Annotated in this window: 23 protein-coding genes; 15 read left to right on the top strand and 8 right to left on the bottom strand. The window is 72.3% G+C overall.

The features are described from left to right. Positions 1 to 9: 9 nt before the first annotated feature. Both ACPFP2_RS18185 and ACPFP2_RS18180 read right to left on the bottom strand, forming a co-directional pair. A complete protein-coding gene (locus ACPFP2_RS18185) occupies positions 10 to 441 on the bottom strand; it encodes a hypothetical protein (protein WP_424090365.1) in 432 nt (143 codons plus the stop codon). A 64-nt stretch (positions 442 to 505) separates the two neighbouring features. Further along, positions 506 to 2,575 (bottom strand): SpoIIE family protein phosphatase, encoded by a 2,070-nt coding sequence (locus ACPFP2_RS18180; RefSeq protein WP_424090364.1) that lies wholly within the window; start codon positions 2,573 to 2,575, stop codon positions 506 to 508. Positions 2,576 to 2,926: 351 nt separating this feature from the next. Between ACPFP2_RS18180 and ACPFP2_RS18175 the strand changes: the two genes are divergently transcribed. Next, entirely contained in the window at positions 2,927 to 7,294 is a 4,368-nt protein-coding gene (locus ACPFP2_RS18175; RefSeq protein WP_424090363.1) for a HAMP domain-containing protein, read from the top strand. Beyond that, positions 7,291 to 7,848 carry a response regulator gene (locus tag ACPFP2_RS18170; protein WP_363870304.1) on the top strand — a complete coding sequence of 186 codons (558 nt, stop codon included), beginning with the start codon at positions 7,291 to 7,293 and terminating at the stop codon, positions 7,846 to 7,848. Before ACPFP2_RS18175 ends, ACPFP2_RS18170 begins: the two co-directional genes overlap by 4 nt. Positions 7,849 to 7,930: 82 nt before the next feature. Here ACPFP2_RS18170 and ACPFP2_RS18165 read toward each other — a convergent pair whose 3' ends face one another. After that, positions 7,931 to 8,419: a GbsR/MarR family transcriptional regulator gene (locus ACPFP2_RS18165; RefSeq protein WP_424090362.1), complete on the bottom strand. Its 489-nt coding sequence runs from the start codon at positions 8,417 to 8,419 to the stop codon at positions 7,931 to 7,933. Between the two features lie 93 nt (positions 8,420 to 8,512). Here ACPFP2_RS18165 and ACPFP2_RS18160 point away from each other — a divergent pair, with 93 nt between their 5' ends. After that, positions 8,513 to 9,424: an ATP-binding cassette domain-containing protein gene (locus tag ACPFP2_RS18160; RefSeq protein WP_424090361.1), complete on the top strand. Its 912-nt coding sequence runs from the start codon at positions 8,513 to 8,515 to the stop codon at positions 9,422 to 9,424. Continuing rightward, the gene (locus ACPFP2_RS18155; protein ID WP_424090360.1) at positions 9,421 to 11,007 is read left to right on the top strand and encodes an ABC transporter permease; all 1,587 of its coding nucleotides are present in this window, start codon (positions 9,421 to 9,423) and stop codon (positions 11,005 to 11,007) included. Before ACPFP2_RS18160 ends, ACPFP2_RS18155 begins: the two co-directional genes overlap by 4 nt. 78 nt (positions 11,008 to 11,085) lie before the next feature. Here ACPFP2_RS18155 and ACPFP2_RS18150 read toward each other — a convergent pair whose 3' ends face one another. Further along, positions 11,086 to 12,216 carry a CapA family protein gene (locus ACPFP2_RS18150; RefSeq protein ID WP_424090359.1) on the bottom strand — a complete coding sequence of 377 codons (1,131 nt, stop codon included), beginning with the start codon at positions 12,214 to 12,216 and terminating at the stop codon, positions 11,086 to 11,088. A gap of 118 nt (positions 12,217 to 12,334) precedes the next feature. Next, the gene (locus tag ACPFP2_RS18145; protein ID WP_424090358.1) at positions 12,335 to 12,667 is read right to left on the bottom strand and encodes an STAS domain-containing protein; all 333 of its coding nucleotides are present in this window, start codon (positions 12,665 to 12,667) and stop codon (positions 12,335 to 12,337) included. Positions 12,668 to 12,809: 142 nt separating this feature from the next. On the opposite strand from ACPFP2_RS18145, the gene hemL reads away from it, so the two are divergent. The 6 genes from hemL to ccsB are packed head-to-tail and all read left to right on the top strand — an operon-like array spanning position 12,810 to position 18,802. After that, complete coding sequence (hemL, locus tag ACPFP2_RS18140) at positions 12,810 to 14,147, top strand: glutamate-1-semialdehyde 2,1-aminomutase (protein WP_424090357.1); 1,338 nt, start codon at positions 12,810 to 12,812, stop codon at positions 14,145 to 14,147. A gap of 3 nt (positions 14,148 to 14,150) precedes the next feature. Next, positions 14,151 to 14,798 carry a histidine phosphatase family protein gene (locus ACPFP2_RS18135; protein ID WP_424090356.1) on the top strand — a complete coding sequence of 216 codons (648 nt, stop codon included), beginning with the start codon at positions 14,151 to 14,153 and terminating at the stop codon, positions 14,796 to 14,798. Further along, entirely contained in the window at positions 14,798 to 15,370 is a 573-nt protein-coding gene (locus ACPFP2_RS18130) for a TlpA family protein disulfide reductase (RefSeq protein ID WP_424090355.1), read from the top strand. The genes ACPFP2_RS18135 and ACPFP2_RS18130 overlap by 1 nt, the downstream gene beginning before the upstream one ends. Then, positions 15,370 to 16,203 carry a cytochrome c biogenesis CcdA family protein gene (locus ACPFP2_RS18125; RefSeq protein WP_424090354.1) on the top strand — a complete coding sequence of 278 codons (834 nt, stop codon included), beginning with the start codon at positions 15,370 to 15,372 and terminating at the stop codon, positions 16,201 to 16,203. Before ACPFP2_RS18130 ends, ACPFP2_RS18125 begins: the two co-directional genes overlap by 1 nt. Further along, positions 16,203 to 17,822 carry a cytochrome c biogenesis protein ResB gene (locus tag ACPFP2_RS18120; RefSeq protein WP_424090353.1) on the top strand — a complete coding sequence of 540 codons (1,620 nt, stop codon included), beginning with the start codon at positions 16,203 to 16,205 and terminating at the stop codon, positions 17,820 to 17,822. The genes ACPFP2_RS18125 and ACPFP2_RS18120 overlap by 1 nt, the downstream gene beginning before the upstream one ends. Then, positions 17,822 to 18,802, top strand: a complete 981-nt coding sequence (ccsB, locus tag ACPFP2_RS18115) for a c-type cytochrome biogenesis protein CcsB (protein ID WP_424090352.1) — start codon at positions 17,822 to 17,824, stop codon at positions 18,800 to 18,802. Before ACPFP2_RS18120 ends, ccsB begins: the two co-directional genes overlap by 1 nt. 41 nt (positions 18,803 to 18,843) lie before the next feature. Here the strand turns inward: ccsB and ACPFP2_RS18110 are convergent, their stop codons facing one another. Continuing rightward, the gene (locus ACPFP2_RS18110; protein WP_424090351.1) at positions 18,844 to 19,320 is read right to left on the bottom strand and encodes a MarR family winged helix-turn-helix transcriptional regulator; all 477 of its coding nucleotides are present in this window, start codon (positions 19,318 to 19,320) and stop codon (positions 18,844 to 18,846) included. A gap of 63 nt (positions 19,321 to 19,383) precedes the next feature. Between ACPFP2_RS18110 and ACPFP2_RS18105 the strand changes: the two genes are divergently transcribed. The 3 genes from ACPFP2_RS18105 to mqnP all read left to right on the top strand — a co-directional run bounded on the left by ACPFP2_RS18105 (position 19,384) and on the right by mqnP (position 22,549). Next, positions 19,384 to 19,935 carry a carboxymuconolactone decarboxylase family protein gene (locus ACPFP2_RS18105; protein ID WP_424090350.1) on the top strand — a complete coding sequence of 184 codons (552 nt, stop codon included), beginning with the start codon at positions 19,384 to 19,386 and terminating at the stop codon, positions 19,933 to 19,935. Between the two features lie 170 nt (positions 19,936 to 20,105). After that, positions 20,106 to 21,566, top strand: a complete 1,461-nt coding sequence (locus ACPFP2_RS18100; RefSeq protein ID WP_424090349.1) for a menaquinone biosynthesis decarboxylase — start codon at positions 20,106 to 20,108, stop codon at positions 21,564 to 21,566. After that, complete coding sequence (gene mqnP / locus ACPFP2_RS18095) at positions 21,566 to 22,549, top strand: menaquinone biosynthesis prenyltransferase MqnP (protein WP_424090348.1); 984 nt, start codon at positions 21,566 to 21,568, stop codon at positions 22,547 to 22,549. The genes ACPFP2_RS18100 and mqnP overlap by 1 nt, the downstream gene beginning before the upstream one ends. Before the next feature lie 177 nt (positions 22,550 to 22,726). Here mqnP and ACPFP2_RS18090 read toward each other — a convergent pair whose 3' ends face one another. Continuing rightward, positions 22,727 to 23,692, bottom strand: a complete 966-nt coding sequence (locus ACPFP2_RS18090; RefSeq protein ID WP_424090347.1) for a terpene synthase family protein — start codon at positions 23,690 to 23,692, stop codon at positions 22,727 to 22,729. Positions 23,693 to 23,838: 146 nt separating this feature from the next. On the opposite strand from ACPFP2_RS18090, the gene ACPFP2_RS18085 reads away from it, so the two are divergent. Then, positions 23,839 to 24,468, top strand: coding sequence for a UbiX family flavin prenyltransferase (locus tag ACPFP2_RS18085; protein WP_424090346.1), 630 nt, complete (start codon positions 23,839 to 23,841; stop codon positions 24,466 to 24,468). A 98-nt stretch (positions 24,469 to 24,566) separates the two neighbouring features. Here the strand turns inward: ACPFP2_RS18085 and ACPFP2_RS18080 are convergent, their stop codons facing one another. Further along, positions 24,567 to 24,833 (bottom strand): BldC family transcriptional regulator, encoded by a 267-nt coding sequence (locus ACPFP2_RS18080; protein WP_088976967.1) that lies wholly within the window; start codon positions 24,831 to 24,833, stop codon positions 24,567 to 24,569. Between the two features lie 268 nt (positions 24,834 to 25,101). Here ACPFP2_RS18080 and ACPFP2_RS18075 point away from each other — a divergent pair, with 268 nt between their 5' ends. Then, complete coding sequence (locus tag ACPFP2_RS18075) at positions 25,102 to 25,560, top strand: Lrp/AsnC family transcriptional regulator (protein WP_424090345.1); 459 nt, start codon at positions 25,102 to 25,104, stop codon at positions 25,558 to 25,560. Positions 25,561 to 25,663: the final 103 nt, after the last annotated feature.

Here is a 25,663-nt window from a genome sequence, read left to right as displayed (position 1 = left end):
CGGTCGTGCTCAGTCCAGCCACCAGCGGTGCACGGTGCCCAGCGCCGGGGTGAACCGCAGCACGGTCAGCACCACGGTGACGACCGTGGCGGTGAGCAGCAGCCGGCGGGCGCGCGGCGGGTACCGACGCCACCCGCGGGCCAGCACCGCGCCGGTGTAGAGGGCGAGCGCGGGCCCGAGCACGAAGCCGGTGAGGTAGAGCAGGCCGACGGCCAGGTAGAGCCAGGCGAACGGGTTCGCGCCGCCCATCCCGAACGGCACCATGTCCTTCGGGTCGTACTGCCCGGTGACCATCTCGGCGGGACCGACACCGGCGGCGAGCATCCGCCCGAGGAAGGCCGCCACCAGCGCGACGAACGCGCCGGCCAGCACGAGGTGCGCGGTCAGGACGACACCGACCCGGGGTTGAGGTGTCTCGCGGACATCCACGACGCTCGACATGGCGTCACCGTACCGGGCCGGCTCGGCGGGTGGTGTCCCCCGCCGTCCCGTCGCCGAGCCGGTGTCAGAGGGCGTCGTTGCGCAGGACCAGGATGGCGATGTCGTCGCGCGGGGTCTCCACCGAGAAGTTGATCGCGGTGGCGCGCAGCCGGGCGGCGACCACGTCGGCCGAGTACCCGGCCAGCGGGGCGGCGGCGTCCCGCAGCCGGTCGACGCCGAACAGCTCCCGGCCACGCCGGCGCTCGGTCACCCCGTCGGTGTAGAAGACCAGCGAGTCACCGGGGGCGAGCGGCACCTCCGCCGTCGGCGAGGTGATCGCGTCGAGCAGGCCCAGCGCGGTGCCGCCGAGCCCGACGAACGAGGCTCCGCCCCCACCGCGCAGCAGCACCGGACGGTCGTGACCGGCCAGGTGCAGCGAGACGTCGAGCTGCCCGCGCTCGCCCGGCCCGACGGCGGCGAGCGCGAGCGTGCAGTACCGGCCGCCGCCCCGCTCGACCAGCGTCTCGTTGAGCCGGGACAGCGCCTCCGGCAGCGGCTTGCCGTCGCCGACCAGCACCCGGATCACGTCCCGGACCAGCCCGGTCACCGCCGCCGCCTGCACTCCCTTGCCGGAGACGTCGCCGATGACCACCAGCCAGCGGCCGTCCGGCAGCGGCACCACGTCGTAGAAGTCTCCGCCGACCTCGGCGTCGTCGCCGGTCGGGACGTACTCGGCGGCGAAGCCGATGCCCTCGACGACCGGCAGCACCGGGGGCAGCAGCGACTGCTGGAGGGTCTGGGCCACCCGGCGGCGCTCGGCGTGGATCCGGGCGTTCTCGATGGCGAGGGCGGCCCGGCGGGCCACGTCCTCCAGCACGGCGACCTCGTCCGGGTCGTGCCGGTGCCGCAGGTGCCGGCCGACCGCCAGGGTGCCGAGCCGTTGACCGCGGGCGATCAGCGGGACGGCGAAACCCTCCAGCGGCGGGCCCAGCGGGACCTGCGTGGCGCTGCGGGACGCCTCCCTGAGCCGGGCCTGCACCGACTCCGGCCCGGTCTCCTCGAGCACCTTGTGCAGCTGGGGCAGGACCGACTCGTCGGCGTGGCTGGAGGCGGCCAACCGCAGCCGACCCCACTCGTCGGTGGTGTGCACCGCGCACCACTGGCCCAGCCGGGGCACCACCAGCTGCGGGATCAACGCCATGGTCAGCTCGACGTCCAGCGACTGGGCGAGCAGTTCGCTCGCCTCGGCGAGGAAGGTCAGCCAGGCCTGGCGACGCACGTCGGCCCGGCGCAGCCGGTCGTTCTCCAGGTGCAGCGAGAGCCGCTCCGCGGCGAGCACCGCGAGCGGCCGGGCGTACGCCGAGGGCGCGGCGTCCAGCTCCAGCTCCCCGGCGTACGGGCGGTGCACGGCCAGCGGCACCTGGAGCAGTTCGTTGCCGGGGCGGGGCTGGCGGCCGTAGCGGGCGAACACCTGGACGCCCTGCCCGTCGCCCCGGTCCAGCCGGACCACACCCCCGGCCGCGCCGACCATCTCGGCGACCCGGGTCAGCAGGTCGGCGGCGAAGTCGGGCAGCGGGTCCTCGGCGTACGGGTCGGGGTTGGTCTGGGTCAGCTCGCTCATCGCGGCGGCGCTCGGCGCGGAACTCGCCGCGACGGTGCCGTCCCCGCCGTTGACCGGCACCTGGTCCAGCGGGGCGGGCGCCTCCGGTACCGCCCCGGGCCGGTCCAGCCGGAACCAGACGCCCTTGCCGGTGGGCAGGTACGTGGTGCCCCAGCGGCTGGCGAAGTGGTCGACCAGCAGCAGGCCCCGGCCCCGCTCGGAGACCTCGGTGATCTCGTCGGCGTCGTTGCGGACGCCCACCACCAGCTCGTCCACCGGCCCGGCGGCGAAGTCGGTGACGGTGACGGTGAGCCCGACCGGGTCCGCCACGACCTCGATGTCCAGTTCGGTGCGGGCGTGCTCCACCGCGTTGGTGGAGAGTTCGGTGGTCAGCAGCAGCGCCTCGTTGAGCAGGTCGTCGAGGTCGGCCTCGGTGAGCACGGAGCGGACCAGCGCGCGGGCGGCGGCGGGCGTACGCCGGTCGGCGGGCAGGCGGATGCGACGGACATGCTCGTCCCGGCCCCCGTCCGTCGCGGGCCCCGCCTCCGCTGACACCCTCGTATCCTCCACCGCCACGGGCCGGGTGCCAAGCCGGACCGCCTCGTCGGGCACCGTGGGTGACCGGCCCGGCCGCCTCGCGTCGCTGCCCCTGGCGACCCGGGCGGACCGGACGCCGGGCACCGGTCTCCGTCGGTACGGACGGCCGAGAGGCGGTGTTCCGTCCCGCGAACGCCACCGAACCTACCGTTCGTCCGGTTCGCGGTCGTGTGGTCCGACGCCCGATCGTGCGCGCCGCGCCCGAGGTGGGGCGGCGGACGCGCCGTCCGTGGCGTCGACACGGCGGTGGGCACAATGATGGGATGGGTGGCGTGTCGACGCGCCGGGAGGCCCCGAGCTGAGCGAGGAATGATGAGCGCGAAACAGTCGGTGACGGCGGACGCGTCCGCGACCGAGCACGATGCGCTGTTCGTCGAGTTGGCGGAGGCGTTGCGCCGGGTACGCGGCGGTGACTTCAAGGTGCGGCTGCCCCGCCGGGCGGGCGCGGTCGGTGAGGTCGCCGACGCCTTCAACGACGTGGTGGCGTTGCAGGAGCGGCAGCACCTCGACCTGCGCCGGATCAGCCGGGTCGTGGGTCGGGACGGCCGGCTCACCGAGCGGCTCGACGAGGAGGGCTTCGACGGCTCGTGGGCGGAGGGCCAGCGGGCCATCAACTCCCTCGTCGACGACCTGGGCCGCCCCACCACGGAGATCGCCCGGGTCATCGTGGCGGTGGCCGACGGCGACCTCTCCCAGCACATGGCGCTGGAGATCGACGGTCGCCCGCTGCGCGGTGAGTACCTGCGCATCGGCCGCACGGTCAACACGATGGTCGACCAGCTCTCGTCCTTCTCCAACGAGGTGACCCGGGTGGCCCGCGAGGTGGGCACGGAGGGCAAGCTCGGCGGTCAGGCCGACGTCCGTGGCGTCGCCGGCACCTGGAAGGACCTCACCGACTCGGTCAACACCATGGCGTCGAACCTGACCGGCCAGGTGCGGTCGATCTCCCAGGTGGCCACGGCGGTGGCTAAGGGCGACCTGTCGCAGAAGATCACGGTGGGCGCCCGGGGCGAGGTCGCCGAGTTGGCCGACACGATGAACTCGCTCACCGACACGCTGCGGCTCTTCGCCGAGCAGGTGACCCGGGTGGCCCGCGAGGTGGGCACCGAGGGCAAGCTCGGTGGTCAGGCGGAGGTGCCGAACGTCGCCGGCACCTGGAAGGACCTGACCGACAGCGTCAACTCGATGGCGTCGAACCTGACCGCCCAGGTGCGCAACATCGCCCAGGTCTCCACGGCGGTCGCCCGGGGCGACCTGAGCCAGAAGATCACCGTGGCGGCGCAGGGCGAGATCCTGGAGTTGAAGGACACCGTCAACACGATGGTGGACCAGCTCTCGTCGTTCGCCGACGAGGTGACCCGGGTGGCCCGTGAGGTGGGCATCGAGGGCAAGCTGGGCGGCCAGGCCCAGGTGCGCGGGGTCTCCGGCACCTGGCGGGACCTGACGGAGAACGTCAACCAGCTCGCCGGCAACCTGACCAGCCAGGTCCGAAACATCTCCCAGGTGTCGACGGCGGTCGCCAAGGGCGACCTGTCGCAGAAGATCACCGTCGACGCGCAGGGCGAGATCCTGGAGCTGAAGAACACCGTCAACACGATGGTGGACCAGTTGTCGTCGTTCGCCGACGAGGTGACCCGGGTGGCCCGTGAGGTGGGCACGGAGGGCAAGCTGGGTGGTCAGGCCCAGGTGAAGGGCGTCTCGGGTACGTGGCGGGACCTGACCGACAACGTGAACTCGATGGCGTCGAACCTGACGTCGCAGGTGCGCAACATCGCCTCGGTGACCACGGCGGTGGCGAAGGGTGACCTGTCGCAGAAGATCACGGTGGATGCCCGGGGCGAGATCCTGGAGCTGAAGTCGACGGTGAACACGATGGTGGACCAGTTGTCGTCGTTCGCCGACGAGGTGACCCGGGTGGCCCGCGAGGTGGGCACGGAGGGCAAGCTCGGCGGCCAGGCCCAGGTGCGCGGGGTCGCCGGCACCTGGCGGGACCTGACCGACAACGTGAACTCGATGGCGTCGAACCTGACCGCCCAGGTGCGCAACATCGCCCAGGTCTCCACGGCGGTGGCGAAGGGTGACCTGTCGCAGAAGATCACGGTGGATGCCCGGGGCGAGATCCTGGAGCTGAAGTCGACGGTGAACACGATGGTGGACCAGTTGTCGTCGTTCGCCGACGAGGTGACCCGGGTGGCCCGTGAGGTGGGTACCGAGGGCAAGCTGGGTGGTCAGGCCCAGGTGAAGGGCGTCTCGGGTACGTGGCGGGACCTGACCGACAACGTGAACTCGATGGCGTCGAACCTGACGTCGCAGGTGCGCAACATCGCCTCGGTGACCACGGCGGTGGCGAAGGGCGACCTGGGCCAGAAGATCACCGTCGACGCGCAGGGCGAGATCCTGGAGTTGAAGAACACCGTCAACACGATGGTGGACCAGTTGTCGTCGTTCGCCGACGAGGTGACCCGGGTGGCCCGTGAGGTCGGCATCGAGGGCAAGCTGGGCGGTCAGGCCCAGGTGAAGGGCGTCTCCGGCACCTGGCGCGACCTCACCGAGAACGTCAACCAGCTCGCCTCGACGCTCACCACCCAGCTCCGGGCGATCGCCCAGGTGTCCACCGCGGTGACCCGTGGCGACCTGACCCAGCGGATCGCGGTCAAGGCGCAGGGCGAGGTCGCCGAGCTGAAGGACAACATCAACCAGATGATCGTCACCCTCCGGGAGACGACGAAGAAGAACGCCGAGCAGGGCTGGCTCGACTCCAACCTGGCCCGCATCGGCGGCCTGCTCCAGGGCCAGCGGGACCTCGGCGAGGTCTGCCGCATGATCATGATGGAGGTGACCCCGCTGGTCGACGCGCAGCTCGGCGCGTTCTTCCTGGCGGACACCTCCGAGGGCGTGATGCGGCTGCGGCTCACCGCCTCCTACGGGTACGTGGCCCGGGGGCACAACGTCACCTTCGGCCCCGGGGAGGGGCTGGTCGGTCAGGCCGCGCTCTCCCGCCGGACGATCCGGGTCAACGCGATGCCCGACGGTCGGCTCACGCTGCGCTCCGGGCTGGCCGATACGCCCCCGGCCGACCTCGTGGTGCTCCCGGTCCTCTTCGAGGGCGAGCTGCTCGGCGTGATCGAGTTCGCCGGCGTGGCCCGCTTCTCCGATCTGCACCTGGCCTTCCTGGAGCGGCTGGTGCTCACCATCGGCGTCGCGGTCAACACCATCCAGGCCAACCGGCGTACGGAGGAACTGCTGGCCCAGTCGCAGCGGCTGGCGCTGGAGTTGCAGGACCAGTCGGCGGAGTTGCAGCGCACCAACGCCGAGCTGGAGGACAAGGCGAAGCTGCTGTCGGAGCAGAAGGGCAACATCGAGACCAAGAACCGGGAGATCGAGCTGGCCCGGCTGGGCCTGGAGGAGAAGGCGCAGCAGCTCACCCGGGCCTCGGCGTACAAGTCGGAGTTCCTGGCGAACATGAGCCACGAGCTGCGTACGCCGCTGAACTCGCTGCTGCTGCTGGCCCGCCTGCTCGCCGAGAACTCGGAGCAGAACCTGAGCCGTAAGCAGATCGAGTTCGCCCGCACGATCCACAGCGCCGGTTCGGACCTGCTCTCGCTGATCGACGACATCCTGGACCTGTCGAAGATCGAGGCGGGTCGGATGGACGTCGAGCCGACCGAGGTCCGCTTCGACGAGATCCGTGGCTACGTCGAGCAGGCGTTCGCCCCGCAGGCCGAGGAGAAGGGCCTGGACTTCCAGGTACGGGTCGCGAAGGACCTGCCCCCGGCGCTGGTCACCGACGCCCAGCGGTTGCAGCAGGTCCTGCGTAACCTGCTCTCCAACGCGATCAAGTTCACCGACAACGGCGCGGTGACGCTGCGGATCGGCCTGGCGCCGGAGAACGCGGTGTTCGACGTGCCGGCGCTGACCAACGCCCGGCAGGTGATCGCGTTCACCGTGATCGACACCGGCATCGGGATCTCCGACGACAAGCTGTCGCTGATCTTCGAGGCGTTCCAGCAGGCCGACGGCACCACCAGCCGCCGGTACGGCGGGACGGGGCTGGGCCTGTCGATCAGCCGTGACCTGGCCCGGCTGCTGGGCGGCGCGATCACCGTGACGTCCGCGCCGGGGCAGGGCTCGACGTTCAGTCTCTTCGTACCGGATGTGCTGGCACCGGACGCGGTGGTGGCGCCGCAGGGCCCGTCGCCGCAGCGCGCGGGCCTGCCGTCGTCGCTGCTGATGCCGCCGATGGAGCTGCTGCCCCGGCCGGAGGCCCCGGCGACCCGGCAGCTCGACGGCGCCACCGTGCTGATCGTCGACGACGACGTCCGGAACGTCTTCGCGCTGACCTCCGCATTGGAACTGCACGGCATGACCGTGCTGTACTCGGACAACGGGGCGGACGGTGTTCGCCTGCTGGCCGAGCATCCGGAGGTGGACATCGTGTTGATGGACGCGATGATGCCGGACCAGGACGGGTACGAGACCACCCGGCAGATCCGCCGCAACCACCGGTTCGCGGACCTGCCGATCGTCTTCCTGACCGCGAAGGCGATGCCGGGCGACCGCGAGTCGGCGCTCGCGGCCGGTGGCAGTGACTACATCACCAAGCCGGTCGACCTGGACGAACTGATCGAGCGGATGGCGTCCTGGATCAGCGGCAGCCGAGGCGAGGAGAATTCGTGACGCAGACGGCCAAGGCGCTGCTGGTCGACGACCGACGGGAGAACCTGATGGCCCTGGAGGCGATCCTCCAGGGGCTCCCGGTGCAGTCGGTCGCCGTGGAGAGTGGCGAGGCGGCGTTGAAGCAGCTGCTGGTGGACGACTTCGCGGTGATCCTGCTGGACGCCCAGATGCCGGACATGGACGGCTTCGAGACGGCCAGCCACATCAAGCGGCGGGAGCGGACCCGGCACGTGCCGATCATCTTCCTCACCGCCGCCGACAAGGACGCCCAGCTCGCGCTGCGCGGCTACGCGGTGGGTGCGGTCGACTACCTCACCAAGCCCTTCGACCCGTGGGTGCTGCGGGCGAAGGTGTCGGTCTTCGTGGAGCTGTGGGTGAAGACCCGCCAGCTGGCCGCGCAGTCCGACGTGGTGCGGGAGCGGGACGCGCAGTGGCGGGTGCTCAGCGACGCCGTGGACGAGGCCACCATGATGCTGCGCGCCGACGACAGCCTGGAGGCCCGCGACCGGGCCGTGGAGCTGCTGGAGCAGGCCCGCTGGGGCAACACTCCCTGATCCACCCCTCAGGATCCGCACACTTTCGGAGAAGGAGTGGCCATTCCCGCGGGGATGGCCACTCCTTCTCTGCGCGGAGAGATCAGGTGGTGGCGGCGCGGCGGGCTCGCCAGCGTTCGCCGAGCGAGTCCATCTCCTCCTGGACGAAGACGAAGAAGTCGCGCATCTCGGTGACCCGCTCGCCCCCCGGGGTGGCCCGTCCGTTCAGCGCGTCCACCCCGCCGTCGGCGATGTCGATGAAGTTCTTGTAGAGGCCGCTCTTGATGATGGTCGCCTCGTACCAGGCGTTCTCCGGCATCCGGTAGCGGTCCCGGCGGGAGCCCTTCACCGGCTCGCGGACGAGCATGCCGAACTGGATCAGATAGCGGACCGCCCCGGACACGGCAGCGGCGCTCACCCCCAGCTTGTCGCCGATCTCGGCCGCGGTCAGCGGCTCGTCGGCGCTCATCACGGCGAAGAGCACGCGAGCGGCCATCCGGGGGAAGCCGAAGTCCGCGAAGGCCATCGCCATCCGCTCGACGAAGAGGTGGACCCCTTCCTCGTTGCGGCCGGGGCGGTGGTCGTCGGGCATCGGTGGGCGCTCCTCAACTGCGGTCGGCACAGCGATCGTGCCTCAGGCGACACTGTCTTCACAACTTTGTGAAACGAGTGTAGCTTCTGATGCATGGAAACTCCCATTGAGGTGACCGGCCTGGTCAAGACCTTCGGCCGGACCCGCGCGCTGGACGGACTCGACCTCAGCGTCCGCGCGGGCGAGGTCCACGGCTTCCTCGGCCCGAACGGCTCCGGGAAATCCACCACCATCCGGGTGCTGCTCGGGCTGCTGCGGGCGGACGCGGGGGCCGTCCGACTGCTCGGCGGCGACCCGTGGCGCGACGCCGTCGCGCTGCACCGCCGGCTGGCGTACGTGCCCGGGGACGTCACCCTCTGGCCCAACCTCTCCGGCGGCGAGGTGATCGACCTGCTCGGCCGGCTGCGCGGCGGGCTCGACCCGAAGCGCCGGGCCGAGCTGCTGGAGTCGTTCGAGCTGGACCCGCGCAAGAAGGGCCGCGCCTACTCCAAGGGCAACCGGCAGAAGGTCGGCCTGGTCGCCGCCCTCGCCTCCGACGTCGAACTGCTCATCCTGGACGAGCCGACCTCCGGCCTGGACCCGCTGATGGAGGAGGTCTTCCAGCAGTGGGTGCGCCGGGCCAAGCGGGACGGCCGCACGGTGCTGCTCTCCAGCCACATCCTGGCCGAGGTCGAGGCGCTCTGCGACCGGGTGACCATCATCCGCGGCGGGCAAAACGTGGAGACCGGCACGCTGGCCGAGCTGCGGCACCTGCACCGCACCTCGGTCGACGCCGAGGTCGTCGGCTCCCCGGACGGCCTGGCCGACCTCCCCGGCGTGCACGACGTGCGGGTGGAGGGCGCTCGGGTCCGCTTCGACGTGGACAACCCGGCGCTGGACGCCGCGCTGCGCCGGCTCACCGAGATCGGCGTACGCAGCCTGGTCAGCCAGCCGCCGACGCTGGAGGAGCTGTTCCTGCGGCACTACGGGACGACCGCCGACGAGCCGGCCGGGGTGACCCGATGAGCACGCTCACCGGCACCCGTCACGTGGTCCGGCTGATCCTGCGCCGGGACCGCGTCCTGCTGCCGCTCTGGGTGCTGCTGCTGGCGCTGCTGCCGATGACGTACGCGACGAGCTTCTTCGAGCTCTACCCCGGCGCGGCGGAGCGGGCCGCGTACGCCACCGGCACCGCGACCAACCCGTCGATCGTCGCCCTGCTCGGCCCGGTGTACGGCGACAGCATCGGCGCGCTGACCGCCCAGCGCGGCGGCTTCCTCACCCTGGTCATCGGGCTGGTCAGCCTGCTCACCGTCATCCGGCACACCCGTACCGAGGAGGAGGCCGGCCGGCGCGAGCTGCTCGGCGCCACCGTGCTCGGCCGGCACGCCGGGCTGACCGCCGCGCTGCTCGTGACGTACGCGGCGAACCTGCTGCTCGGGCTGCTCACCGCCGCCGGGCTGGTCGCCACCGGACTACCGGCGGCCGGATCGCTGGCGTACGGGCTGTCGGCCGCGCTGGCCGGCATGGTCTTCGCCACCGTGGGCGGGCTGGCCGCCCAGCTCACCGAGACCGCAGGCGGGGCGCGCGGCATCGCGGTCGGGGCGCTCGGGGTGGCCTTCGCGCTCCGCCTCGTCGGGGACACCGCCGAGCGGGACTGGGCGAGCTGGCTCTCCCCGCTGGGCTGGGCCCCGCGGATCCGCGCGTACGAGGGGGAGCGCTGGTGGGTGCTGGTGCTGCCGGTGGTGCTGAGCGTGCTGCTCGCCGCCCTGGCGTACCCGCTGTCGGTGCGCCGGGACCTCGGCGCCGGCCTGCTGCCGCCCCGGCTCGGGCCGGCCGACGGCGGCCTCGCCGGGCCGTTCGGGCTGGCCTGGCGGCTGCACCGGGGGCAGCTCCTCGGCTGGTCGGTCGGCTTCGGCCTGCTCGGGCTGGTGCTCGGCGGCGCGGCGGAGGCGGCCGGCAAGGCGGTGGAGGGCAACGCGGCGGTGGAGGAGATCCTGGCCCGGCTCGGCGGCACGTCCGCGCTGGCCGAGGCGTACCTCGGTGGCACCCTGGGCTTCGTCGGCCTGGCCGCCGCCGGGTACGGCATCCAGGCGGCGCTGCGGATGCGGGCGGAGGAGGTCGCCGGTCGGGCCGAGCCGCTGCTCGCCACGGCGGTGCACCGGTTCCGCTGGCTCGCCTCGCACCTGCTCTTCGCCCTGGCCGGGCCGGTGATCGTGCTGGCCGTGGCCGGGTTCGCGGTCGGGGTGACCTACGGGCTCAGCGTGGGCGACGTGCCCGGCCAACTGCCCCGGATGGTCGGCGTCGGCCTGGCGCAGGTCCCGGCGGCCTGGGTGCTGGCCGGCCTGGCGGTGCTGCTGTACGGCCTGCTGCCCAGGTTCGCCCCGGTGGCCTGGGGAGCGCTTGCGGCCTGTGTGCTGCTCGGCCAGCTCGGCGCGGTGCTGGAGCTGAGCCAGTGGCTGCTGGATCTCTCCCCGTTCACCCACACCCCCCAGGTCCTGGGTGGCGACTGGACCGCCACCCCGCTGGTCATCCTCACCGCGATCGCCCTGGCCCTGGCGGCAGCCGGCACGGCCGCCTTCCGCCGCCGCGACGTCCCCACCGCCTGACCCACCCGCTTCCACCTCGGCCCGAGGGTCCGCAGGCCCTCGGGCCGAGGGAAGCGCACGGGGAGGGCCGGCACGGGATCAGGAGAGCGGGCGCAGGCCGGCCTCGAACGCGCCGCGCATGCCGAGGTACCCGTTGATCCGCTCTTCGATCTCCGCGTAGTGGGCCCGCCTGGCGGCGGGCAGCCCGGTGTCCCTGGCGGCGCTGACGAGGTCGACCACCCGGGCGGCCGGCCGGTACTCCATCCAGGTCGGCAGCACCGTCACGCCGGTCACCTCCCACGCTCCGGATGCGGAACGGGTGAAGGTGAACTCGGGCACCACCGCGTCCTGCGTGTTCTCGGGTGAACCGTCGGCGAACCGGGTGGTGAGGTTGCCCATCCCGTAGGCGACCCACTTCCTGCCGACCTTCTCGAACGGCTGCACCACGTGCACGTGGTGGCCGACGATCAGGTCGATGTCCGGCGAGGCGAGCAGCTGGCGGGCCAGGTCCTGCTGGTCGTCGTTCGGGGCGTGCTGGTACTCCGTCCCCCAGTGCATGGAGAGGATGACGATCTCGGCGCCCGCCGTGCGGGCCCGGTGGGCCGCCGCGAGGATCGCGTCCCGGTCGATCAGGTTCGCCGCCCACGGTCGGCCGGCCGGCAGCGGGATGTCGTTGAAGCTCAGGGTGTACGACAGCTGTGCGACCTTGACGCCGGCCACGTCGATGATGTTCGGCCGGGCGGCCTCCGCCGCGCTGCGGGCCGTGCCGGTGTGGCGCAGCCCGACCCGGTCCAGGTTGTCCAGCGTACGGGTGATGCCGTCCATGCCGGTGTCCAGCGAGTGGTTGGAGGCCGTGGAGCAGGTGTCGAAGCCGGCCCAGGCCGCCGCGTCGGCCAGTTCCGGAGGCACGCTGAAGGCGGGCCATCCGGTGAACGGGCCGGCCGGGGGAGCCAGTGGCGTCTCCAGGTGACAGATGGCGAGGTCGGCGGCGCTGACTCGCGGACGGACGGCGGCGAGCACCCGGGTGAAGTCGTGGCCGCTGCGCCCCGCCTGCCGGGCGTCGGCGGCGGCCTGATCGGTGAGTGCGGGGTGTACCAGCAGGTCGCCGGCGGCCACCACGGTGAGCTGGTTCGTCGTCGGCGCCGGGGCGCTGGCCCCGGCACGGGGGGTGGCGGTGGGCAGGACGACGCCCCCGCCCTGCTCGGTGCAGGCCGCCGCGAACAGAACCACAATTGCCGCAATACTGACTCTTGCCCTCATTTCAGGCATTCTCAGTAGCGGTGGTCCGTCCTGCGGGGGAACGGCGAAAGGCCCCCCTCCCGGGGGGCCTTCGTGCTCGGGGGAGGGGTCAGGGGGCGGTTTCGTTGCGGATCATCAGGGCGGAGCGGAGGCCGGTGATGTCGAGGACGCGGAGCAGGAAGTCCCCGACGTTGCTGAGCACCAGCAGGCTCTGCGCATGGCTGGCCTTGCGGCTGAGCACGACGAGGGTGCCCAGGCCCTGCGAGTCGCAGAAGGTCACCCCGGCCAGGTCGAGCACGATGCGCGGCGGAGGATCGGCGAGCACCTCGTTCACGACGGTCGCCAGCTGACCGGCGGTGAGCATGTCGATCTCACCGGCGAGGCGAAGCACGGCTTCATCGCCCGTCCGGTGTACCGTGATGGACAGTTCGGCACGATCCACCGGGTCAGCCTATCGCGATCTCGACGCCCCGGCCCGGTGAGAGTCGGCCCGCTGACCCGTCGCGCGTACGGGGTGAGTCTGGTAACCCCGTCCCAGGGGTGGCTGCCGATTGCCGGCCCGGCGCTGTAACAATGGCCGCATCGTGACCGATACCTTTTCCGCCGGATCCGGCCGCTACCCGGCCGACGCACCGGCCTCCGAGGCCCTGTTCGACCGCGCCACGGCCATCGTGCCCGGCGGGGTCAACTCTCCCGTGCGCGCCTTCCGTGCCGTCGGCGGCACCCCGCGCTTCATGGTCCGGGGGGAGGGTCCCTGGCTCTACGACGCCGACGACCGGCGCTACGTCGACCTGGTCTGCTCCTGGGGCCCGCTGATCCTCGGCCACGCCCACCCCGAGGTGGTCGAGGCCGTGCAGGCCGCCGCCGCGAAGGGCACCAGCTTCGGCACCCCGACGCCGGGCGAGGTCGAGCTGGCCGCCGAGATCGTCGCGCGGACCCCGGTCGAGCAGGTCCGCCTGGTCAACTCCGGCACCGAGGCCACCATGTCGGCGATCCGGCTGGCCCGCGGCTTCACCGGCCGATCCAAGATCGTCAAGTTCTCCGGCTGCTACCACGGGCACTCCGACGCGCTGCTCGCCGCCGCCGGCTCGGGCGTGGCCACCTTCGGCCTGCCCGACTCGCCCGGCGTCACCGGCGCGGCGGCCGGCGACACCATCGTGCTGCCGTACAACGACATCGACGCGGTCGAGCAGGTCTTCGCCGCCGAGGGGCCGCACATCGCGGCGATCATCACCGAGGCCGCCGCCGGCAACATGGGCGTGGTCGCCCCGCGCGACGGCTTCAACCAGCGGCTCGCCGGCATCGCGCACGCGCACGGCGCGCTGCTCATCGTCGACGAGGTGATGACCGGGTTCCGGGTCACCCGCGCCGGCTGGCACGGCCTCGACCCGTCGGAGGCCGACCTGTGGACGTACGGGAAGGTCATGGGCGGTGGGCTGCCCGCCGCGGCGTTCGGCGGACGCGCGGAGGTCATGTCGCGGCTGGCCCCGGCCGGCCCCGTCTACCAGGCCGGCACCCTCTCCGGTAACCCGCTCGCCTGCGCCGCCGGCCTGGCCACCCTGCGCCTCGCCGACGACGCGCTCTACCGCAGGCTCGACGACACGGCCGCCGTCGTGGGCAAGCTCGCCGCCGACGCGCTGGCCGCCGCCGGGGTCCCGCACCGGCTGTCGTACGCGGGCAACATGTTCTCGATCTTCTTCACCGACGCCGACGTGGTCGACTACGACACCGCCCGCACCCAGCAGGTGCCCGCGTTCAAGGCGTTCTTCCACGGGATGCTCGCCGCCGGCGTCTACCTGCCGCCGAGCGCGTTCGAGTCCTGGTTCGTCTCGGCGGCGATCGACGACGCCGCTCTGGAGCAGATCGCCGCCGCGCTGCCGGCGGCGGCGAACGCGGCGGCCGCGGCGGGTCACGGGGGGTAAGCGGTGAGCAGGACGGTGGTGCACGTGCTCCGGCACGGCGAGGTGTACAACCCGGAGGGCATCCTCTACGGTCGCCTGCCCGGCTTCCGCCTCTCCGAGCTGGGCGTCCAGATGGCCAAGGCAGCCGCGCAGGCGCTCGCCGAGCGGGAGGTCGTGCACGTGGTGGCGAGCCCGCTGGAGCGCGCCCAGCAGACCGCCGAGCCGATCGCCGCCCAGTTCGGGCTCCCGGTCGGGATGGACGAGCGGCTGATCGAGAGCGCCAACTGGTTCGAGGGCAAGAAGGTCTCGCCGGGCGACGGCTCGTTCCGCGACCCGCGCAACTGGTGGGTGCTGCGCGACCCGGTGACCCCGAGCTGGGGTGAGGCGTACCGGGCCATCGCGGAGCGGATGTTCGCCGCCGTGCACGCCGCCCGGATCGCCGCCGAGGGGCGCGAGGCGGTCCTCGTCTCGCACCAGCTGCCCATCTGGACCCTGCGCCGGTACGTCGAGCGCAAGCGGCTCTGGCACGACCCGCGCCGACGTCAGTGCGGGCTGGCCAGCCTCACCTCGTTCCACTTCGACGGCGCGAAGGTCGCCGGGATCGGCTACACCGAGCCCGCCGCCCACCTGATCGCCATCTCACCGACAGCCAGGACGGCCAAGGGGGCCTGATGTCGATCCGGAGGACGCTCGCCGCCTCGCTCGCCGCCGTCACCGCCACGGCGGCGCTGGTCGGCTGCTCCTCCGAGACCGGGGAGAGCCGCTGCGCCAACGACGGCGGCATCATCGAGTGCGCCCCGGACCAGCGCTCCGCCGCCCCGAAGATCGCCGGTGACCTGCTCACCGGCGGCCGGTACGACGTCTCCCAGGCCCGCGGCCAGGTGGTCGTGCTCAACTTCTGGGGCTCCTGGTGCGCGCCCTGCCGGGCCGAGGCCGACGACCTGGAGGCCACCTACCAGGCCACCAGGGCGTCCGGGGTGACCTTCCTCGGCATCAACGTCCAGGACAGCAAGGACAAGGCCGTCGCCTTCGAGGAGGGGCGGGTCACGTACCCGAGCCTCTTCGACCCGTCGAGCCGGCTGGCGCTGGCCCTGGACATCCCCCCGAACACCATCCCCGCCACGGTCGTGCTCGACCGGGAGGGCCGGATCGCCACCGTGATCCGCGCCGCCGTCAAGCAGGACGGCCTCCAGCCCATCGTCGAGCGGATCGCGGCGGAGCAGCCCGCGTCCGGTTCCCGCTGATGGGCGAGACGTTCCGCCAACTCGCCGAGTCCGGCCCGCTGCTGCTGGCCATCGGCGCGGCCGCGCTCGCCGGCCTGGTCAGCTTCCTCTCCCCGTGCGTGCTGCCGCTGATGCCGGGCTACCTGTCGTACGTGACCGGGCTGGCCGGCGCGGACCTGGAGGGCCGGGCCCGCACCGTCGACGGGCCGCAGGCAGAGCCGGGCGCCGGTGGGGTGGCCGTGGCGACCCGTACGGCGGCCCGGCCGGTGGCGGCGGTCAAGGGGCGGGTGCTCGCCGGGACGCTGCTCTTCATCGCCGGCTTCACCGTGGTCTTCACCGCCACCGCGATCCTCTTCGCCAGCTTCGGGCGGGTCTTCTTCGACCACGAGCGGACGCTGGAGATCGTCATCGGTGCGCTGGTCGTGCTGTTGGGGCTCAGCTACCTGGGTGTGGTGCCGGGCATGCAGCGCGAGTTCCGCATCCAGCGGCTGCCCGCCGCCGGGCTGCTCGGGGCGCCGGTGCTCGGCGCGGTCTTCGCGCTGAGCTGGCTGCCCTGCACCGGCCCGACCCTCGGCGCGGTGCTCGGCATGGCCACGGCGGCCGGCAAGACCGACCGGGCGGTGGTGCTGGCGGTGGCGTACTGCCTCGGGCTGGGGGTGCCGTTCATCCTCTTCGGGCTGGGCTTCCACCGCCTGCTCGGGGTGTTCCGCGCCGTCCGGCGCAACAGCCGCTGGGTCACCCGGATCGGCGGCGCGCTGCTGATCCTGATCGGCCTGGCCCTGATCACCGGCGGGTGGCAGAACTTCGTGATCTGGCTGCAGACGACCGTGGGTGTGGGCGAGGTGAGCATCTGATGACGACCGTGGACGAGCGGCCGGCCGCGCCGGCCGGAGCGCCCCGGCGGCCGAACCCCGTGCTGGCCCTGCTGCGCAACTCCTGGCGGCAGCTCACCAGCATGCGTACGGCGTTGGTGCTGCTGTTCCTGCTCGCCGTCGCCGCGATCCCCGGCTCGGTGCTGCCGCAGCGGGGGGTGAACCCGGAGCAGGTCGACCAGTACTTCCGCGACCACCCGGAACTGGCCCCGCAGCTCGACCGGATCGGCGCCTTCGAGGTCTTCGCCTCGGTCTGGTTCTCCGCGATCTACCTGCTGCTCTTCACCTCGCTGGTCGGCTGCATCCTGCCCCGGATGCGCGACCACCTGCGCGCCCTGCGCTCGCGCCCCCCGGCGGCCCCGAAGCGGCTGGAGCGGCTGCCCCAGCACACCGTGCTGGAGGCCCCGGCCGCCGCCGACCCGGAGGCGATCGCCGCGGTGCTGCGCCGCCGACGCTGGCGGGTGGTGGTACGCGGCAACGAGGTCTCCGCCGAGAAGGGGTACCTCAAGGAGACCGGCAACCTGCTCTTCCACACCTCACTGGTCGCCGTCCTGCTCGGCGTGGCGCTCGGCTCGTGGTTCGGCTGGCACGGCAACCGGCTGCTCGTGGCGGGCGAGGAGAACGCCTTCTGCAACACCCGGCAGCAGTACAGCGAGGCGTCGCTCGGCCCGCGCGTGGACAGCACCGACCTGCCCCGCTTCTGCCTCACCCTGGACGACTTCGAGGCTCGCTTCCTCCCCTCCGGCCAGCCGGAGTTCTACCGGGCCTCGGTGACCGTGGACGAGCTGGACGGCACCCCGCGCCAGGCCGCCTTCTCGGTCAACTCGCCGCTGCGCCTCGGCTCCGCCAACGTCTACCTGCTCGGCCACGGCTACGCCCCGATCCTGAAGTACACCGACCGGTACGGCCGCAGCCAGACCAGCACGGTGCCGTTCCTGACCACCGGCGACGCCAACCTCACCAGCGAGGGCGTGGCCGCCTTCCCGGACGCCAACCTCGACCCTCGGACCGGCGAGCGGGACCCCGCCCAGCAGGTCGCCTTCGAGGGGCTCTACCTGCCGACCGCACCGGAGACCGGGCCCTTCGTGTCGTCGCAGTTCCCGACCGAGCAGAACCCGGCGGTGGTGCTGAGGGCGTTCCGGGGGAACCTGGGGTTGGACGCCGGCATCCCCGGCTCGGTCTACCAGCTCGACCAGCGTCAGGTGGCCAACGGCAAGCTCAAGCAGGTCGGCGAGGACAAGCTGGGCGTCGGCGAGAAGTGGACCCTGGACGACGGCAGCACGCTGGAGTTCCTCGGCACGAAGCCGTACGTCACGCTCTCGGTCCGGCACGCCCCGGGCCAGACGCTGATGCTGGTGGCCTGCGTGGTGCTGCTCGGCGGGCTGATGGGCTCGCTGTTCGCCCGCCGCCGACGGGTCTGGTTCCGGGTGTTCTCCGCCGACCCGACGAGTGGATCTCCGACAAGCGGTAGTAGTTTGGTCGAGGCCGGTGGGCTGCCGCGCACCGAGCATCCGGGGTTCGCCGACGAGTTCGCGCAGCTCGTCGCCGCCGTACGCGACGACGGGCGGGCCGACGGGCGGACGCGAGAGGGAGTCGAGTGATGGCGGAGCTGTCCGACCAACTGGTGACGTTCGCGATCCTGGCGTACCTGGTCGCCATGATCAGCCACGCCGTCGAGTACGCGCTCGGCAACGCCCGCGCCGTGTCCGCCAAGGCTCCCGCCCGGGAACTGGTCGGCGCCGGGGTGGGTGCCCCGGGCGGCACCGTGACGGCTCCCGCGGCTCCCACCGACGACGAGGTGCGCACGGCGCGGACGGCCCGGCGGGCCGAGCTGGCCGGCCGGATCGCCGCCTGGGTCACCGTCGTGGCCGCCGCGATCCACCTGGGCGCCGTGGTCACCCGGGGCATCGCCGCCGACCGGATGCCCTGGGGCAACATGTACGAGTTCGTGCTGACGGTCACCTGGATCGGGACGGCGGCCTGGTTGGCGGTGCTCGCCAAGCGCCCCTCGCTGCGTCGGCTCGGGCTCTTCCTGACCCTGGTCATGGTGCTGCTGCTGGCCTTCGCCGAGCTGAAGCTCTACGTCGAGGTGGTGCCGCTGATGCCGGCACTCCAGTCGTACTGGTTCATCATCCACGTCTCGACGATCATCTTCGCCTCCGGCATCTTCCTGCTCGGCATCGTCCCGGCGGTCACCTTCCTCATGCGCAACGGGTACGAGCAGGGCAAGCGCAGCTTCCCGTACACCCTGGCCCGTCGGCTGCCGGCGGCGGCCGGCCTGGAGCGGCTGACCTTCACGCTGCACGCCTTCTCGTTCCCGATCTTCACCTTCGCGGTGATCGCCGGCGCGATCTGGGCCGAGGCGGCATGGGGTCGGGCCTGGGGCTGGGACCCGAAGGAGACCTGGGCGTTCATCTCCTGGGTGGTCTACGCCGGCTACCTGCACGCCCGGGCCACGCCGAGCGTGAAGCGCAACGTGGCGACCTGGATCGCGGTGCTCGGCTTCCTGACCGTCCTGATGAACCTCTTCGGGGTCAACTTCTTCTTCACCGGCCTGCACTCGTACGCCGGGGTGGAGTGAACCGACCGGTGAGCACCCGGTCGACGCCCCGGGTCACCGCGTCAGCCGCCGAACCAGCCCGGCACGTCCAGCCGGAAGAAGTTCGGCGGGGTGACCGTGCGTAGGTCGTCCTCCATCGCCGCGACCCGTTCCTCGCCGAGGGTCGCCGCCCAGCGCTGCCGCAGCGCGTCGAAGAGCACCGCCGAGCGGCGCAGCCCGTCGACGCCCTTCGCCGTCATCCGGACCAGCTTGCGGCGGGCGTCGGCCGGGTCGTCGGCGCGTTCCAGGTAGCCGAGGGCGACCAGCCGGTCGACGGTCTTGCCGGCGGCCTGCTTGGAAACGCCGAGTCGCTGACCCAGTTCGGACGCGGTCGTGCCGTGGGCGCCGACGGCCTGGAGCACGAAGCCGTGCACCGGCCGCAGGTCGGGGTGCCCCTGCCCGGCCAGTTCGGCGTGCAGGTCGTCGATGAGGGTGCGGAAGCCGGCCAGCAGCAGCAGGGGCAGCAGGAAGCCGGGGCGCCCGGGGTCAGGTGTTGCCATGTTCGACAACCGGGTTTACTGTTTCGACAACCACGTTGACGATCCTACCCGAGAGGCTCCGCCGTGTTCACCGTGCACACCCTCGACACCGCACCCGCCGCCGCCCGCCCGACCATGGAAGGGGTACGCCGCAAGCTCGGCCACCTCCCGGGTGCGGTCGCCCTGATGGCCGAGTCGCCCGAACTGCTCAAGGGTTTCCTCACCGCCAACGCCACCTTCGAGGCGACCGACCTCGACCCGGTCGAACGGGAGGTGGTCGTGCTGACCGTCGCCACCCGCCACGCCTGCCACCTCTGCGTGGCCATGCACACCGCCACGCTCACCCGGCTCGGCGCCGACCCGGAGCTGGTCACCGCCCTGCGCGACGGCACCACGCCGACCGACCCCCGGCCGGCGGCGCTGCGCCGGTTCACCCTCGCCGTCCTCGACCACGCCGGCGCCGTACCCGAGGACGAACTGCGCGCGTTCCTCGACGCCGGCTACCGCCCGCGACACGCCCTCGACGTGGTGCTCGGCGTCGGGACGTACACCATCTCCACCTTCGCCAACCGGCTCACCGGGGCCCCCGTCGACCCGCACCTGGCCCCGTACGCCTGGGAACCGGCAGCGGCGTGACGGTTTGCGGCGTGTCGGGGTGTCGCGGCGCCCGAACCCGCCGACACGCCGCAAACCGTGCCGGCCACCGCCTAACCACGACGCCGGTCGGACGGATGCGTGGGGAGGGCCACAGCGGGCGCGGCGACCCGGCGTGGGCACGGCGGTGGGAGGTGCGGGAGACTGGCCGCATGGCGGCTCGTGGCTTCCCGTACACCGATCTCAAGGACTTCCTCGCGGCGCTGGAGCGCGCGGGCGAGCTGCGGCGGGTGAACGTCCCGGTCGACCCCACGCTGGAGATCAGCGAGGTGGTCACCCGGACGGTCCGCGCGGGCGGCCCGGCGCTGCTCTTCGAACGCCCGACCCGCGGCGAGATGCCGGTCGCGATCAACCTGTTCGGCACCGAGAAGCGGATGGCGATGGCGCTCGGCGTCGAGTCGCTGGACGAGATCGGCGCCCGGATCGGCGCGCTGATCAAGCCCGAGCTGCCCGTCGGATGGTCCGGCATCCGCGAGGGCCTGGGCAAGGTCATGCAGCTCAAGTCCGTGCCGCCGCGCAAGGTCAAGACCGCCCCCTGCCAGGAGGTGGTCTACTCCGGCGACGACGTCGACCTCAACAAGCTCCCCGGCCTCCAGGTCTGGCCCGGCGACGGCGGCGTCTTCCACAACTACGGGCTGACCCACACCAAGCACCCCGAGACCGGCAAGCGCAACCTCGGGCTGTACCGCCTCCAGCAGCACAGCCGCAACACCCTCGGCATGCACTGGCAGATCCACAAGGACTCGACCGCCCACCACGCGGTCGCCGAGCGGCTCGGCCAGCGGCTCCCGGTCGCCATCGCGATCGGCTGCGACCCGGTCGTCAGCTACGCCGCCTCCGCGCCACTGCCCGGCGACATCGACGAGTACCTGTTCGCCGGCTTCCTGCGTGGCGAGCGGGTCGAGATGGTCGACTGCCTCACCGTGCCGTTGCAGGTCCCCGCGCACGCGCAGATCGTCCTGGAGGGGTACCTCGAGCCCAGCGAGCGGCTGCCCGAGGGGCCGTTCGGCGACCACACCGGCTTCTACACCCCGGTCGAGCCGTTCCCCGTGCTGCACGTCGAGACCATGACCACGCAGCGCAACCCGGTCTACCACTCGATCGTCACCTCCAAGCCGCCGCAGGAGGACCACGGCCTGGGCAAGGCCACCGAGCGGATCTTCCAGCCGCTGCTCAAGCTGATGATCCCGGACATCGTCGACTACGACCTGCCGGCCGCCGGCGTCTTCCACAACTGCGCGATCGTGTCGATCCGCAAGCGCTACCCGAAGCACGCCCAGAAGGTCATGAACGCGATCTGGGGCGCGCACCTGATGTCGCTGACCAAGCTGATCGTGATCGTCGACTCCGACTGCGACGTGCACGACTACAACGAGGTCGCCTTCCGCGCCTTCGGAAACGTCGACTACGCCCGCGACCTGCTGCTCACCGAGGGGCCGGTGGACCACCTCGACCACTCGTCGTACCAGCAGTTCTGGGGTGGCAAGGCGGGCGTCGACGCCACCCGCAAGCTCCCCACCGAGGGCTACACCCGAGGCTGGCCCGAGGAGATGCACATGTCCCCCGAGGTCGTCTCCCTGGTCGACAAGCGCTGGAAGGAGTACGGCATCTGATGCCTACCCCCCGGGATCCTCGCGATCTTGCAGTTTCGGCCACCGACCTGCCTGCTTCCTCCACTTATGTCGGCACCGAAAGTGCAAGATCGCCGGGGAAGGTCAAGAGGGTCAAGGCGTTCCTCAGGTTGGTGGCGATCGAGCACTCCGTGTTCGCGTTGCCGTTCGCGTACCTGTCGGCGTTGGTCGCGATGCGGGTGGACGGGGGGCGGGTGCGGTGGGGGGACCTGCTGCTGATCACCGTGGCGATGGTGGGGGCGCGGACGTTCGCGATGGCCGCCAACCGGATCCTCGACCGGCGGATCGACGCGCGGAACCCGCGTACCGCCAACCGGGAACTGGTCACCGGGGCGGTGAGCGTGCGGACGGCCTGGACCGGCGCGGCCGTCGCCCTGGTGGTCTTCCTGGCCGCCGCCGCCCTGCTCAACCCGCTCTGCCTGGCGCTGGCGCCGCTCGCCGTGGTGCCGCTGGTCGTCTACCCGTACGGCAAGCGGTTCACCAACTGGCCGCACGCCATCCTCGCCGTCGCCCAGGCGGTCGGGCCGGTCGGCGCCTGGCTCGCGGTCACCGGCACCCTCGACGGCTCCTGGCCGGCCTGGCTGCTCGGCGCGGCCGTCGGCCTCTGGATCGGCGGCTTCGACCTGATCTACGCCTGTCAGGACGCCGAGGTCGACCGGGAGATCGGCGTGCACAGCGTCCCGGCCCGGTACGGCAAGCGTTTCGCGCTGCACGCCTCGACCGTCGCGCACGTGGTGACCTTCGCGCTCTTCATCTGGTTCGGCGCGCTGATCGGCTTCGGTTGGCTCTGGTGGATCGGCCTGGCGCTGACCGCCGTCGCCTTCGGCTACCAGCACGTGGTGGTCAGCCCCACCGACCTGAGCAAGGTCAACCGGGCGTTCTTCACCGCCAACGGCTTCGTCGGCATCGCCCTGTTCGTGTTCGCCCTGCTCGACCTGATCGTCCGCCTGGGGCTCCGCCCCTGAGCTCTGCCGTCGGTCCCGGCCCCGGGCCAGCCGGCGGGCTGGCTTGATCGACTCCATGTCGCCGATGTGGCGGTTTCCGGAAAGTCGGATGCCGCAACATCGGCGCAACGGAGTTGATCAAGCCAGGTCGGCGGTGGTGCGGCCGGGAACCGCACGGCCGCCGGCCGGGTCTGGGGGTCAGGTGGTGTCGGGGACGGGGTAGCGGGCGCTCTCCAGGGTCCAGTCGACGGTGCCGCGCACCGCGTTGGCGACCCCGTCGAGGTGGGCGGTGACCGCCACGTCCCAGGTCGGCCCGAACGACGGGACCGCGGCGCGCAGCGCCACGAACCGCCCCATCGTCTCCCGCCACCGGTCGGCCACCAGGCCCACGGCGGTCTCCAGCGGCACACCCCGCTCGGCGGCCTCCGCCAGCACCAGGTTGTGCCCGCCGGAGGTGGCGAGGTCCCGGTCCAGCGAGGCGATGTCGTTGTACCAGGAGAGCAGGTCGTTGCCGAGCTCACCGATCCGGCGCAGCAGCGGGTGGTGGTAGACCGCGTCCGGCAGCGGCCGGCCGGTCGCGAACTCCACCAGCGGGTACGAGACGTACGCCGCCGAGGTCGCCCGGCGCAGCTCCACGTACTCGGTCACCGACGGCGGCCGTCCCGCCTCCTTGGCGACCGCCTCCCGCCACGTCCCGTCCAGGTGGTGGGCGACCGCGTCGGCGAAGCGCGACCGCCAGCGGGCCGTCATCCGGCGGCGCGGCTCCCGCCACGCCTCGACAAGCAGCCGGCGCAGCGGCCCGCCGAACCCGGGGTGCCGCCACCGCGGCCCCTCCCGCAGCAGGGTCAGCGCCCCGGCCCGCAGCGCCCGGATCTGCTCCGGGGCGAGCCGGCCCGGCCCGTCGCAGGCGTCGTCGACCAGGAAGAACCAGGTGAAGAGGGTCGCCAGGGTACGCAGGTCCGCCTCGTCGGCGTCCGGGTAGAGCCGGCCCGCGTAACGGGCGAAGCCGGCCCGCTCCAACCGGCGGCGGGTGGCGGAGTCCAGCGGCAGTCCCAGCCGGGGCAGCCGGTCCAGCACCCACTGCTGCACCGGATCCGCGTACGGGGAGAGCCGGGGCGGAATCGGGCAGGCCGATCGGAGCGACCAGAGGACCTCTTCGACCATGCCCCGATCCCTCCCGTACGGCGCGGATCGCCGACGGCAGCATGCCAGTTCGGCGAGAATCCCGCCGCCCACGCCGACCGGGGGTGCGCTCGGCGACACGGGGGGTGCCCGTCGGCCCACCACGGTGACCAGGCAGGCTGGACGGTATGCGTGAACCATGGGTGGTCGGGGTCTCCGGCGCGTCCGGCACCCCGTACGCCGCGGCCGTCGTCAACGGGCTGCTCGACGCCGGTGAGCCGGTGGACCTGATCGTCTCCCGGGCCGCCCGGCTGACCGTGCTCGACGAGACCGGCCGCCCGTTCCGGGACGGGCACTGGGCCGAGGACCTGGCCGCCTGGCTGGGCCGGGACCTGACCGGCGCCGACGTGCGGCACTGGCCGGCCGGTGACATCGCGGCCGGGCCGAGCAGCGGCTCGTACCGGGTACGCGGAATGGCGGTCGTCCCGGCGAGCACGGCGGCCTGCGCCGGCATCGCGATCGGGCTCTCCAAGGACCTGTTGCAGCGCGCCGCCGAGGTCAACCTGAAGGAGCGCCGGCCGGTGGTGCTGGTGCCCCGGGAGACCCCGGTCACCCGCAGCCACCTGGAGCACCTGATCGCCCTGCACGACGCCGGTGCGGTGGTCCTCCCGGCCAGTCCCGGCTTCTACGGCGCCGGGGCCTCCGCCACCGCGCAACAGTTGGTCGACTTCGTGGCCGGCAAGGTGCTCGACGCCCTCGGGGTGCCCCACACGCTCTTCCGGCGCTGGGCGGGGCAGCTCAACGCGGACCGCTCCTGAGCCTCACCCGTCGCGCGTCCCCGCGACGAGGGCCGGCGGGCCCCCACGGACGCGGACCGGACCTCCCCGGCCGGCCCGCGTACCCGTATCGCACCCCTTCAGTACATCCCGGCGTTGGCCGGGCCCGGCCCGGTCGAGGCGGCGGGGCCGACGTTGCGCGGCTTGCCCATCTCCTCCGCCTCGTCCAACATGCCCTCCCCTTCCAGCAGGGCCCGCACCTCGGATTCCCGAAACCGGCGATGCCCGCCTGGAGTCCGGATGCTGCCTATCCGGCCGGCCGCCGCCCAACGCGTCACAGTCTTCGGGTCCACCCGAAACAGCGCGGCGACCTCACCCGGTGTCAGCAGGCGATCTCCAGTGTCCACAGCCCCCTCCTCGCGTCGACGAAGCCCCCGGCTGAACACACTGCCCCCGGCCGGTGCGAGCCCAGAGCCGTCATGAGGGACGTATGGCAATTACAGCACCAGCGACCTGGCGTGTCCGCCAAACGCGAAAAACGCACTGAGTGGGAAGTTAGTAAATGGTACCGGCGCTGGACTCCCTTGACCGATGGTCTGCGAACTGTGACGGGCTGTCATGTCCAACGGAGTCCGGGCGCCGGGCGTTACGCCCGGCCAGCTAGGGTCACACTCCGTGGACGCCATCGACCGGAGCCTCGTCGAACTGCTGCGCGGCAACGCCCGCCTGTCGTACGCCGAACTGGCACGACAGGTCGGACTCTCCGCCCCGGCCGTGCACGAACGGGTCGGCAAGCTGGAATCCGGCGGGGTCATCCGCGCGTACCGGGCGGAGGTCGAGCCGGAGGCCATCGGGCTCGGGGTGACCGCGCTGATCGGCATCGTCGAGGACTCCAACGCCGACACCGACGACGTGCTGGAGGCGTTCCGGCAGATGCCGGAGATCGAGTCCTGCTACTTCATGGCCGGTGTCGAGTCGTTCCTGCTCAAGGCGCGGGTCGGCACCATCGCCGAGCTGGAGCAGCTGATCGTGCGGCTCAACCGCACCCCGGGCGTGGCCTCCACCCGCACCGGCATCGCGCTGTCGACCAAGTGGGAGAACCGCCCCCAGCCGATCGAGCCCGCCGCCTCCTGACCAGGTCCATCGCTCCGTTTGCGGCGTGTCGCGGCATCCGCGACCGCTGACACCGCAACACGCCGCAAACGGAGCAGCGCCGGCGGAGGGGCTGGTGCCCCGA

This window comes from Micromonospora citrea, assembly GCF_049629545.1.
Lineage (GTDB): Bacteria > Actinomycetota > Actinomycetes > Mycobacteriales > Micromonosporaceae > Micromonospora > Micromonospora citrea_A.
The sequence above is the reverse complement of the archived record's forward strand: the minus strand, read 5'-3'. Positions and strand labels throughout refer to the sequence as shown.

Bases quoted from the DNA above. Each gene is read 5' to 3' on its own strand.
- ACPFP2_RS18185 (WP_424090365.1), bottom strand. From the start codon at position 441: ATGTCGAGCGTCGTGGATGTCCGCGAGACACCTCAACCCCGGGTCGGT.
- ACPFP2_RS18175 (WP_424090363.1), top strand. From the start codon at position 2,927: ATGATGAGCGCGAAACAGTCGGTGACGGCGGACGCGTCCGCGACCGAG.
- ACPFP2_RS18165 (WP_424090362.1), bottom strand. From the start codon at position 8,419: ATGCCCGACGACCACCGCCCCGGCCGCAACGAGGAAGGGGTCCACCTC.
- ACPFP2_RS18160 (WP_424090361.1), top strand. From the start codon at position 8,513: ATGGAAACTCCCATTGAGGTGACCGGCCTGGTCAAGACCTTCGGCCGG.
- ACPFP2_RS18155 (WP_424090360.1), top strand. From the start codon at position 9,421: ATGAGCACGCTCACCGGCACCCGTCACGTGGTCCGGCTGATCCTGCGC.
- ACPFP2_RS18130 (WP_424090355.1), top strand. From the start codon at position 14,798: ATGTCGATCCGGAGGACGCTCGCCGCCTCGCTCGCCGCCGTCACCGCC.
- ACPFP2_RS18125 (WP_424090354.1), top strand. From the start codon at position 15,370: ATGGGCGAGACGTTCCGCCAACTCGCCGAGTCCGGCCCGCTGCTGCTG.
- ACPFP2_RS18120 (WP_424090353.1), top strand. From the start codon at position 16,203: ATGACGACCGTGGACGAGCGGCCGGCCGCGCCGGCCGGAGCGCCCCGG.
- ccsB (WP_424090352.1), top strand. From the start codon at position 17,822: ATGGCGGAGCTGTCCGACCAACTGGTGACGTTCGCGATCCTGGCGTAC.
- ACPFP2_RS18110 (WP_424090351.1), bottom strand. From the start codon at position 19,320: ATGGCAACACCTGACCCCGGGCGCCCCGGCTTCCTGCTGCCCCTGCTG.
- ACPFP2_RS18100 (WP_424090349.1), top strand. From the start codon at position 20,106: ATGGCGGCTCGTGGCTTCCCGTACACCGATCTCAAGGACTTCCTCGCG.
- mqnP (WP_424090348.1), top strand. From the start codon at position 21,566: ATGCCTACCCCCCGGGATCCTCGCGATCTTGCAGTTTCGGCCACCGAC.
- ACPFP2_RS18090 (WP_424090347.1), bottom strand. From the start codon at position 23,692: ATGGTCGAAGAGGTCCTCTGGTCGCTCCGATCGGCCTGCCCGATTCCG.
- ACPFP2_RS18085 (WP_424090346.1), top strand. From the start codon at position 23,839: ATGCGTGAACCATGGGTGGTCGGGGTCTCCGGCGCGTCCGGCACCCCG.